Here is an 11,024-nt window from a genome sequence, read left to right on the forward strand (position 1 = left end):
GGGGGTGGGGGATGCCTGTTATGGCGCTGGGTCAGTTGATTTGATGTGGCTGATATTGCGCAGATTGTCTTGACCAGCGACACCTTGCGTCCTCATGTCGCTGGTGACGACATGAGGACGACATGTGTTGTCGAAAGGGTGTTTTAGCGACATGACAGGCAAGCGGTTCCTGCGCCTTGAACCATAGTCCGAGGACTGATTCGCCACCCTCACCCCAACGTATTCAAACAAACCACCTTCGGCTGGGTCATTTCCTCATACGCAAACCGCACCCCTTCCCTGCCCAAACTGCCGTACTTCGAGCCGCCAAACGGCATCGCATCAAACCGGAAATCCGACGAATCATTGATCATCACGCCCCCTGCCTCGATCCGTCGTGCAGCGCTCATCGCGGTGCTGAGGTCGTTGGTGAAAATCCCAGCGTGAAGCGCGTACTCAGGTTCGTTCGCCAACGTGATGGCTTCATCGAACGTCTCGAACGGCTGTAACACCACCACCGGCGCAAAGGCTTCGTTGCGCCAGAGTCGGCTGGTGTGGTCGACGTTTTCCAGGACGGTGGCGGCGTAGCAGGTGCCCTGGCGTCGATGGCCGCAGAGTAAGGTGGCGCCTTGTTGCAGGGCTTCGTTGACCACTTGTTCGGCGTTCTGCGCGGCTTGTTGGGTGATCATCGGGCCGATGTCGGTGTTGGCGAGCAGCGGGTTGCCGACGACGAGGGCTTGGGCCTGGTTGACGAAGCGTTCGCGGAAGGCTTCGTAGATCGGTGCGTGGATGAGCAAGCGTTGGGTGCCGATGCAGTTTTGCCCGGCGGCCCAGAAGGCGCCGGAGACGCAGCTGTCGACGGCGGCGTCGAGGTTGCAGTCGCCCATGACGATGACGGGGGCGTTGCCGCCGAGGTCCATGGCGAGTTTTTTCAGGCCGGCGGTGCGGGCGATTTGTTCGCCGGTGACGAAGCCGCCGGTGAAGGAGATCATGCGCACGTCGCGGGCGGCGACCAGGGCTTTGCCGAGTTCGGCGCCGCCGGTGGCGACGGTGACCACGGTTTCGGGGAGGCCGGCGGCGACCAGGTACGAGACCAGTTTGAGGGCGGACAACGGGGCCAGTTCGGACGGTTTGAGGATCACCGCGTTGCCGCCGGCGATGGCCGGGCCGAGTTTGTGGGCGACCAGGTTGAGCGGGTCGTTGTAGGGGGTGATGGCGACGATCAGGCCCAGGGGTTCGCGGGTGAACCAGCCCTGGCGCGATTCGGCGCCTTCGTAGGCGTCGAACGGGACGATTTCACCGGCGTTGCGCTTGGCTTCTTCGGCGGAGAGTTTGAGGGTGTTGATGCAGCGTTTGACTTCTTTTTCGGCCTGTTTGAGGGTCTTGCCGGCTTCGTCGACGATGAGTCGGGCGAAGGCTTTGGCGTCGCGTTCGATGTTCAGTGCTGCTTGTTCGAGGATGCTGGCGCGGCGATGACGCGGGAGTGCGGCGCAGGTTTTTGCGCCGCTGCGGCCGGTCTCGAGCAGGTGTGGAACTTCTGAGGCGCACACGTCGGCGACGGTGCCGACGACGCTGCCGTCAAACGGGTTGAGGACTTCGATGTGCGGTTCGACGACCGCCAGGGCCAGGCGCGATACGTTCACTGGTTGTGCTCCTGTTTGCGGGTTGCCGATTGGTGGATGTGGATGATGTCCGACAGCAGTGCGAAAGCGGTTTCGGTGCGGCCTGCGCCCGGGCCGGAGACGGTGACGGCGCCGAGCAGTTCGCTGATGAACGACACGGCGTTGGTGGCGCCGCTGATGCTCGCCAGTGGGTGGTCGTTGCTGAGCAGGCGCGGTTCGACGCTGGCGCTGATGGAGCCATTGTCCTGGCGGGTGGCGGCGCCGATGAGTTTCCAGCGGGCGCCGTCGTGGCGGGCTTTTTCGATGTCGGCGAGGCTGAGGGCGGAGATGCCGCTGCAACTGACGTCGTTGACGGTGAGTTTGGCGTCGAGCAGTTCGTTGGCGAGGATCACTACTTTGAGGCGCACGTCGTGGCCTTCGACGTCTGCCGTCGGGTCGGCTTCGGCATAGCCCAGGGCTTGGGCCTGGCTGACGGCTTCGGCGAAACCGAGGCCGCCTTCCATGGCGGTGAGGACGAAGTTGGAGGTGCCGTTGAGGATGCCTTCGAAGCCAGTGATCGAGCTGCCGGCCAGGGCTTGTTTGGCGAGGCGGATGACCGGGGTGCCGCTCATGACCGAGCCTTCGTATTCGAAGGCGACGTTGTTGCGTTGGGCCAGGGCTTTGAGTTCGGCGCCGTGCAGGGCGATGGGGCCTTTGTTGGTGGTCACGACGTGTTTGCCGCGCTCCAGGGCCCAGCGGCAGAACGAGGTGGCGGGCTCGCCGTCCACCGGGTTGGTGAAGGTGGCTTCGGCGATGATGTCGGCGCCGCAGTCTTTGATCACGGCTTCGTTGAGGGCGTCGACGGTGCCGCCGGGCAGCTGAGCCATGGCGCCTTTGGTGGTGGGCAGTTTGGCCAGCAATGCGGCGTCGAGGCCGTGGCGGTCCATCACCGAACCGAGGAACAGGTCGGTCACGCCGACGATTTTCAGGGTGAAGCCGAGTTCGGTTTTCCACTGTTGGTTGCGCTCGGCAATCAGTTGAGCCAATGCCCGGTTCACACCGCCGAAGCCGACCAGCGCCAGTTTGTATTCAGTCATTTTTGTTATGTCCTTGATCCGGGTGATGAGGTTGTTGGGATCTAGGTTAGGGGGGCGGGGTGGGCAGTGAAATATGCCAATTTGCTCTATTTTCTGGGCGTTTTGACCAGGGGGTGGGCAAAGCGTCAGGCATGAAAAAAGCCAAGAATCGACTGGCCGCGCTCCCACAGGTTTTTTGGGTGTTTGGTCCATAGGTGTTAGGGCATGCACCTGCGCCGGCTCTTGTGGCGAGGGAGCTTGCTCCCGCTGGGCTGCGCAGCGGCCCCTGGAATGGTCCAGCGCGGTGGGTCAGGTTGATTGGGGTCAACCTGGTTGGGGCTGCTTTGCAGCCCAGCGGGAGCAAGCTCCCTCGCCACGGGTTTGGGGTGGCTGGTTTATTTGTGAATACCATCAGCGGCGGCGATAGGCAGGGCCTGGCCGAACACATTTCCCTGTGGGAGCGAGCTTGCTCGCGATGGCGGTGGATCAGTCAGCAATAGGTTGACTGACATTCCGCTATCGCGAGCAGGCTCGCTCCCACAGGTACTTTGGTGCCAGCCATTATTGTGGTGAAGCTTCAGACCACCGACGACAACACAAACGACGTCACGGTGTTCTCCACTCCCGGCAACGCCGAGATCTCTTTCCACACCTTATGCACCCGCTCCGGGTTCGCCGCGCCGACTCGCAGCATCAAATCAAACTCGCCACTCATCACATCGCACTGCAGCACTTCCGGCATGGCTTGCAACGCTTGCAATACCTCGGCGCCGCGCATGCGGTCGTAGCGGTAGACGAAGATCACGGCGTTGATGTTCGACGACGCTTGCGCGCCCTCCCCGGTGCGCACCGTGTAGCCCTGGATCGCGCCGTCGCGTTCGAGGCGTTCGATGCGTTGGCGTACGGCGTTGCGCGAGAGGTTGACCTTGGCCGCCAGCTCGGCGTGGGCGGCGCGGGCGTTGAGGCGCAGTTCGGCGATGATGCGTTCGTCGAGGGGGTCGAGAATTCGCTTCATGGGGCCTCCGGTTATAGGGCGCCGAGCAGTTGATGGAGGGCACCGAGGTCGTCCGGCTGGATGCGATGAATCTGCGCTGGACCGTGCCCGGACATCGTACGCTGTGGCGCCGCAATGTGGATCCCCAACTCATCGAGCAATGCCGCCGATTTAATAGGTGAGATCTCGCCCAAGGTCACCATCGGCGCCACCAGGCTTCGCCGGTACAAACGCGCCGCGAGCACGCCGGTGGCGGTGTGTGGGTCGATGACGTAACCAGTGTCGCGATACAGTGAAGTGATCTCCTCCAGCGTCTGTTCATCGCTGACCGCGTACGAGTCGATGATCATCCGCGCCTGCAACCAGAACTCGTTGGCGATGGTCATTTCGCCGTGGGTTTCGAAGGTGTGCATCAGCGCGCGCACGGCCTGGTCGTCGTGCCCATAGAGCTCCCAGAGAAAGCGTTCCAGGTTGGAAAAAATCGACAAATCCATGGCCGGCGACAGGGTCTTGCTGGCGCGCAATCGCGAGTAGTGGTTTTTCAAAAAGAACTGATGCAGCGCGTCATTCTGGTTGGTGGCGACGATCATCTGCGTGATCGGCAAACCCATTTTCTGTGCGATGTAGCCGGCATAGACTTCGGCAAAACTCGCCGCCGGCACGCTGAAACCGATGGGCCGCTGACCGCCGCCCAGTTGCAGCACCGCGTGGAAATAAAACACCAACTGCGCCATGACGCTGACCCAATTGCTGGAGTTAAAACTGATCGCCTCATGCTGTCGAAACAGTTGCGTGACGAGGGTCTGGCATTCATCAAAACTGCCATCGACAGCCACTTGATGAACCCGCGGATGCGCCGTCGCTTGCAGGTCTTGAAGCTGGTCTTGCGGCACGCCGGCCTCGGGATAAATCACCACCACGTCGGTCTCGTCGCAGTGCTTGAACGCCTCGATGGCGGCCAGGCCGGTGTCGCCATTGGTGACGCCAATCACCACGGCGCGACGCCCGCGTTTGCGCAGGAAGTACTGCACCAGCCGCGCCTGTAATTGCGCGGCAAAATCCTTCGAAGAGCGGGTTGGCCCGTGGAACAATTCCAGGACCCATTCGTTGCGATCCACCTGATGCAACGGCGCCAAAGAACGATGGCTGAACTGGCTGCCAGCCTCCTTGAGCACCCGCTTGAAGTCGGCCTCGGGAATCGTATCGCCCACGAACGGACGCATCACTCGATAGGCCAGTTCGTCATAGGACAACGTGGACCAGTTGGCGATGTCCTGGGGTTCGAAGTGCGGCAGTGCGACGGGGACGAACAGGCCGCCGTCTTCGGCGATGGCCGACAGCACGACTTTTTCGAAATCGACCTGCACGGCCGAATTTCGGGTACTCACATAGCGCATGGACAACTCCGGATATTCACTTGAAACGGCTCATTTGAAGCGATGCGCCTGCTCCACCAGCCAGGTGGAAAACCGCGCCGCGTCCGGGTGTTGTTCGGCCCCGGAACTGCGCACCAGGTAAAACGATTCGCTGGCTTCGATGCGCTGGGCGAAGGGTTCGACCAGGCGTCCGTCGCCGAGCATGTCACTGACCATCGACGACCGCGCCAGGGCGATGCCCTGCCCCAGTTCGGCCATGCGCAAGGTGCAGACCAGTGTGTCGAATTGCATGCCGGTCGAAGAATCCACCGAGTCGGCACCGACCCTGTTCAGCCAGTAGCCCCAGCCCTCTTCGTAACCCAGCACGTGCAGCAACGGATGCTTGGCCACGTCCGCCGGCACCTTCAGCGTCGCCATCAAGGCCGGCGAGCACACCGGGAACAAGGTGTCCCAGGTCAGGCGCTGGGACACCAGGCCGGGCCATTGGCCGTGGCCCCAGCGAATTTCCATGTCGTCTTCGCCGTCCAGTTCCTTGACCCAGATGTTGCTGATGTAGCGGATGTCGACGTGGGGATGGGCCTGGCGAAAGTCCACCAGTTTCGGCGCCAGCCAGTGCACGAAAAACGCCAGACTGCCGCGCACCTTGATCGGCCGGCGCTTGTGCTGGCCAAAGATCTCGTTGGTGCCCACCGCCAGTCGCGTGATCGCGTCCTGCACCACCGGCAGGTACGCCTGGCCTTCCTCGGTCAGGCCCAGGCCGCGGGGCAAGCGCTTGAACAGCGCCACCCCCAGGTGACTTTCCAACTGGCGGATCTGCTGGCTGACCGCACCCTGGGTCAAGAATAATTCGTCGGCGGCGTGGGTGAAGTTCAGGCAGCGGGCCGACACTTCGAACGCTCGCAGCCAGTTCAATGGGGGCAACGTTTTTTGCTTCATGGTCTTACCTCGTTAACCCCCACGCACCGGGCACGTTTGCCCGCCCCGTCGACGCGGCTTAGAACGCGTCGGACGGTTGTGCCACGAGGGCAACCGACAAGCGTCGCTCGCGGCTTTTGCGAGTAATGTAATACACGAAGTAACACCAGGCGATGAACGGCAAGCCGAAGTACAGCGCCACCCGTTGTTCAGGATCGAAGGCGATCCCGATGCACGCCAGGCTGCAGCATACCAGCGCCCCCAGCGGCACCCACGGATAACCGCGGACGCGGAACTTGAGATTGCGAATGTCGCCGCCGTTCGCGACGTAGTGGCGACGGAAACCGATCTGGCTCGCGGCGATGCTCATCCACACTACCACCACGGCCAGGCCGGAAATCGACACCAGCGCCAGGTAGATGGTGTCGGCGGCAAACACGCTGCTTAGCAACGACGCGGCGCCGCCGGCCATGCTGACGATAATCGCGTTGAGCGGCGTGCCCATGCGGGTCAGGGCCGAGAATTGCTTGGGCAAGTGGCCTTGATCGCTGAGGGTCCAGAGCATGCGCGAGGCGGCGTACAAGCCGGAGTTGGCCGCCGACAACAGCGCGGTAATGATCACGAAGTTCATGATGTCGGCCGAGTACGGAATGCCGATGTAGGTGAACACCGTGACGAACGGACTCTCGACCAGACCGGCTTGCTCGCGGGGCAACAGCGTCGCGAGGACAAAAATGGTCCCGACGAAAAACACCGCCAGGCGCAGCACCGTGGTGCGGATGGCGCGGGGCACATTGCGTTGCGGGTCCTTGGTTTCGCCGGCGGCGATGCCGATCAACTCAGTGCCGGAAAACGCGAAGGACACCGCCAGCAGCGTCATCGCAATCGGCATGAAGCCGGTAGGAAAAAGTCCTTCGCGAGTGAAGTTACTCAAGCCGATGCTGTGAGCCTGGTCGATGTTCAACAGGCCGAGAATCGCGCCACCGCCGATCAGCAGGAACACCACCACGGTCAGCACTTTGATCAACGACAGCCAGAACTCGGTCTCAGCGAACAAACGCACCGACACCACGTTGGTGAGGAACACCACGCCGGCGAACAGCGCACTCCAGATCCACACCGGCGTGTCGGGAAACCAGCGGGTCATGAGGATGCCCGCGGCGGTGAACTCGGAACCGATCGCCACCGTCCACGTCAGCCAATACAGCCAGGCCACGGTGTAGCCGGTGCCAGGCCCGAGAAAGCGCGTGGCGTAGGTGCTGAAGGAGCCGGTTTCTGGCATCTGCACCGCCAGTTCGCCCAGGCACATCATCACCATGTAAACCATGAGCGCGCCGATGATGTAGGCGATGACCGCACCCATCGGGCCGGCCTGGTTGACGGTGTAGCCGGAGGTCAGGAACAGGCCGGTACCGATCACGCCGCCCAAGGCCAGCATGACGATATGGCGCGTCTGCATTTCCTGCTTGAAGCCGGCCCGCGTACTCGTTTGTTGTTCTGTTATGGACATGGTTGTTCTCATGAAATGTCAGGGCGCGCATCTACGTCTGCGCGAGTAAGACAAGCGCCGCTGAGCTTTTATTATTATTCCTATTCATGAACGCCCCGCTGACAGCCTTGTCGCGGGGTATCAACTTTCAAACTTCAGCTTGCCGTCTCGGTGTGGACTTCATTGAGTTGCGGATTGAGGGTCTTTTTGACGAAGGCGAAGGCCTGTTTCAAATCGTCCAGTAGATCGTCGGTGTCTTCGATGCCGACCGAGACCCGCACCAGGCCTTCGGAGATGCCCAGGGCCTGGCGTTCCTCCAGGGTGTTTTCGACATGACTGGTGGTGCGGGCCGGACCGTAGATGGTTTCCACCGCACCGAGGTTGCCGGCGCAATGGGCGAAGCGCAGGCGTGGCAGCAGCAGTTTGACCGTGTCCATGCCGCCGACCAGGACAAAACTGACGATGGCGCCGAAGCCGGACATCTGCGCGCAGGCCACCGCGTGGTTCGGGTGACTCGGCAAGCCCGGGTAATTGACCGCCTCCACCAGCGGTTCGGTGCAGAGGAATTCGGCCAGGGCCCGGGCGCTGTGTTGTTGCTGGCGCATGCGCAGCGCCAGGGTCTTCATGCCACGGATGATCAGGTAGGCCGAGAACGGGTCGAGGCTCGCGCCGTTGATTTCCCGGTAATGCCGCACCTGGGCCATCAAGGCTTCGCTGCCACACACCAGGCCACCGAGCACGTCGCCGTGGCCGCTGAGGAATTTGGTCGCGCTGTGAACCACCACGTCCACGCCCAAGGCCAGCGGGCTCTGGTTCAGTGGCGTGGCGAAAGTGTTATCGGCCACAACCACGGCGCCGACACGCTTGGCCGCCGCCACCAGGCGCGGGATGTCGAGGATTTTCAGGGTCGGGTTGGTGGGGGTTTCCAGGTACAGCACCTGGCAGCCCTTGGCGATTTCACGTTCGAGGTCGTCGTGATCGAAGGTCTCGCACAAGGTCACCGCCACGCCGGTGCGCGGCAGGAATTCTTCGAAGATCTTGTTGGTGCCGCCGTAACTGTCCTTGGTCGACACCACCCGATCACCGTGGGCCAGGAAGGTGTAGAGCACGCTGCTGATCGCCGCCATGCCGCTGCTGAAGGCCACGGCGGACTCGGCCATTTCCAACTCGCGAATCTTGGCTTCGAGGGTCTCGACGGTCGGGTTGCTCATGCGGCTGTAGATAAAACCGGGAGCCTTGCCCAAGGCGACGTCGTACCAGACGTCGATGTCGTCGTAACCGTACGCGGCGCTGGCCACGATGGGGGGTTGCGTGGCGTTGTAGGGGTGCCTGACTTGCTCCCCACCCCAAACCGCCCGGGTTCCCGCGCCGGCATTATCAAGCCCTGTGCTGTCAGGTTTATTGTTCATCGAGGCTACTCACACTGAGGGGGTGGACGTTGAGCCATCCACCGGATCTGAGGGCCAATATAGGGAAAAGCCGGGCGGCCGAGAAACGATGTTATCGGTGCCAAAGGGGTGGTTTTTTTAATGGCTGGAGGCGAAGTCGCGACACCTAAGGTCACTGATGAAACCTGTGGGAGCGAGCTTGCTCGCGATGACGTCGGGTCAGTTACATTGATAGTGACTGACACTCCGCTATCGCGAGCAAGCTCGCTCCCACACTGGAAATTGTGGTGACATCGGAATGCGTGAGCGCAAGTCCTACAGGCGACCGTGGACTTAAAGGCTGTGAGAATCATCGTGGCGAGGGAGCTTGCTCCCGCTCGGCTGCGCAGCAGTCGTAAACCTACCCGGTCACCGCGTTGAATGGCTTTGGGGCTGCTGCGCAGGCCAGCGGGAGCAAGCTCCCTCGCCACAGGGCCAGTGTTATCGATCATTCCCACGCTCCTGCGTGGGAATGTCGCCAGGGACGCTCTGCGTTCCGCTTCTGGATGTGACGCAGAGCGTCACGTGATGCATTCCCACGCGGGAGCGTGGGAACGATCAATGTTCAGGGGCTTTCGATTGTTCCCACACAATCTAGATCCTATTCATCCACATCCTTTATAGATTCAAGCCAAAGAAAAAAATGATCTTTTTGCAGCTGAGGATCACTGACTATATCTTGGTCTTCATAGTCAAATATATTAACAAGATCCGATCTTGAGGCACGCTTACCCAAAACATGTTCATATGCAGCTATCCCTGACGACATTTGCGAGGACATACTGGAAGGTCTTACACTTCGCTTAGCTCCCTTGCATAAAAATTTCAAATCGGAGTGTTCTTTTATAATCTTTCCAAGACACTCATACACGTCAGCCCCGGAATATTTTTTTGACCAGCCACTTTTAAAGGTGAGCAAAATTGTTGATTTTGCTGAATTAACATCAAGCAGCACCTCATCTTTTTGACCGTCTTTAACAATTGAAATAACTTGCTTCGTCATTTTTTATTTCCTTTGAGGGTTGGGTAAAGAGTACCCAACATAGGAACCATCCTTCTTAAGTGGAGTGACCCCGATAATATCTTCCGCTTTTACCCGTTCAGGGATTGCAATCTCATACTCATAGCTATAAGGAACATCACTTCGCGGGAGCTCCTTATTTACATCGCGTCCAGGAATTCGCTTTAGGACATACAGATACCCTTTGCGCGTCCTATACTTTGTTCCAAAATCGATACCGACATCAACATCCGTGCTTGTACTGACAAAATTACTCGGTGGATTTCTGTTATCCCAAACATGAAGTCGTAGGTCGGTGCTCTTCCCCAAGCTCCTAAAACCTTCTTTAAAAATGATTTCTGGCCCCCTCAAGTCTCCACGATAAAGAAATGTAGGTTTTGGTGGGGAAGCCTCCCCCTCATCCACCCCAACCTTACCCGCCGAATCCTGCTCCCCAACCGCCGGCCTACACCCGCCCTTCCCCGGACAATCCACCAACCCCAACGGATCCACCCACCCCGTCGGGTTCAGGGTGTACCGATACCCATTGAGCCCTCCCGCCAGCTTGCTCGGGTCAGGCGCCAAATAGCGGCCAGTCTCGGGATTGTAGTAGCGGTGCCGGTTGTAGTGCAGGCCACTTTCGGGGTCGAAGTATTGGCCCTGGAAGCGCAGCGGCTGTTCCAGTTGTTCGCCGTCGCCGTGCTGGAGTTCAGTGAGTTTGCCGTAGCCGTTGTAGCGCGCCGACCAGACGATCTGGCCGGCGGGGTCGGTGAGTTCCTGGGGCGTGCCCAGGTGGTCGAGGTGGTAGTAGAACGGCGTGGCTTTTTCCGGGCCTTCGCCGTTGAGCATCGCCAGTGGACGGAAGGTGCCCGGTTCGTAGATGTAGCTGCGGTGATGGCGCGGGCTGTTTTCGGCGACGAGCTGGTCGCCCTGCCAGAAAAATTCCGTGGTCAGGCCGTCCACGGTCTTGCTGATCCGTCGGCCGAAGGCGTCGTAGCGGTAGGACGTTTCGCGGCCGTCGGCCGTGGTGACGCCGATCAGGCGGTGTTGGCTGTCGTAGCGGTAGGCGCTGACCAGGGCCTGGCCGTGGCGTTCGCGGATCAGGTTGCCGAAGGCGTCGTAGTCGTAGTGGCGGTCACCCTCCCTCAGCAGGCGGTTGCCCTTGAC

The 11,024-nt window shown here is 60.6% G+C and carries 9 protein-coding genes; all 9 read right to left on the reverse strand.

From position 1 onward, the window contains the following. Window positions 1-209 precede the first annotated feature (209 nt). Complete coding sequence (locus AD659_RS24395) at window positions 210-1,622, reverse strand: aldehyde dehydrogenase family protein (protein ID WP_053125724.1); 1,413 nt, start codon at window positions 1,620-1,622, stop codon at window positions 210-212. Then, window positions 1,619-2,677 (reverse strand): homoserine dehydrogenase, encoded by a 1,059-nt coding sequence (locus AD659_RS24400; protein WP_053125726.1) that lies wholly within the window; start codon window positions 2,675-2,677, stop codon window positions 1,619-1,621. Before AD659_RS24400 ends, AD659_RS24395 begins: the two co-directional genes overlap by 4 nt. Window positions 2,678-3,233: 556 nt before the next feature. Next, window positions 3,234-3,671 (reverse strand): Lrp/AsnC family transcriptional regulator, encoded by a 438-nt coding sequence (locus AD659_RS24405; RefSeq protein WP_053125728.1) that lies wholly within the window; start codon window positions 3,669-3,671, stop codon window positions 3,234-3,236. A gap of 11 nt (window positions 3,672-3,682) precedes the next feature. Further along, window positions 3,683-5,047: a threonine synthase gene (gene thrC / locus AD659_RS24410; protein ID WP_053125730.1), complete on the reverse strand. Its 1,365-nt coding sequence runs from the start codon at window positions 5,045-5,047 to the stop codon at window positions 3,683-3,685. 30 nt (window positions 5,048-5,077) lie between these two features. Next, on the reverse strand, window positions 5,078-5,962 hold the full coding sequence (locus tag AD659_RS24415) for a LysR substrate-binding domain-containing protein (protein ID WP_053125732.1): 885 nt from the start codon (window positions 5,960-5,962) through the stop codon (window positions 5,078-5,080). Window positions 5,963-6,020: 58 nt separating this feature from the next. After that, window positions 6,021-7,451, reverse strand: a complete 1,431-nt coding sequence (locus AD659_RS24420; protein ID WP_053125734.1) for an amino acid permease — start codon at window positions 7,449-7,451, stop codon at window positions 6,021-6,023. Window positions 7,452-7,585: 134 nt separating this feature from the next. Beyond that, on the reverse strand, window positions 7,586-8,839 hold the full coding sequence (locus AD659_RS24425) for a cystathionine gamma-synthase family protein (RefSeq protein WP_053125736.1): 1,254 nt from the start codon (window positions 8,837-8,839) through the stop codon (window positions 7,586-7,588). A gap of 619 nt (window positions 8,840-9,458) precedes the next feature. Next, window positions 9,459-9,860 carry a hypothetical protein gene (locus AD659_RS29550; RefSeq protein WP_082343609.1) on the reverse strand — a complete coding sequence of 134 codons (402 nt, stop codon included), beginning with the start codon at window positions 9,858-9,860 and terminating at the stop codon, window positions 9,459-9,461. Window positions 9,861-9,863: 3 nt separating this feature from the next. Next, a partial coding sequence (locus AD659_RS24430; RefSeq protein ID WP_211269637.1) for an RHS repeat-associated core domain-containing protein occupies window positions 9,864-11,024 on the reverse strand: 1,161 nt, incomplete at its 5' end.

The organism is Pseudomonas thivervalensis (assembly GCF_001269655.1).
Taxonomy (GTDB): domain Bacteria; phylum Pseudomonadota; class Gammaproteobacteria; order Pseudomonadales; family Pseudomonadaceae; genus Aquipseudomonas; species Aquipseudomonas thivervalensis.

Excerpts from the sequence above, each read along its gene's own strand:
- AD659_RS24425 (WP_053125736.1), bottom strand. The coding sequence starts at position 8,839 with ATGAACAATAAACCTGACAGCACAGGGCTTGATAATGCCGGCGCGGGA.
- AD659_RS24415 (WP_053125732.1), bottom strand. The coding sequence starts at position 5,962 with ATGAAGCAAAAAACGTTGCCCCCATTGAACTGGCTGCGAGCGTTCGAA.
- AD659_RS24405 (WP_053125728.1), bottom strand. The coding sequence starts at position 3,671 with ATGAAGCGAATTCTCGACCCCCTCGACGAACGCATCATCGCCGAACTG.
- AD659_RS24400 (WP_053125726.1), bottom strand. The coding sequence starts at position 2,677 with ATGACTGAATACAAACTGGCGCTGGTCGGCTTCGGCGGTGTGAACCGG.
- AD659_RS29550 (WP_082343609.1), bottom strand. The coding sequence starts at position 9,860 with ATGACGAAGCAAGTTATTTCAATTGTTAAAGACGGTCAAAAAGATGAG.
- thrC (WP_053125730.1), bottom strand. The coding sequence starts at position 5,047 with ATGCGCTATGTGAGTACCCGAAATTCGGCCGTGCAGGTCGATTTCGAA.
- AD659_RS24420 (WP_053125734.1), bottom strand. The coding sequence starts at position 7,451 with ATGTCCATAACAGAACAACAAACGAGTACGCGGGCCGGCTTCAAGCAG.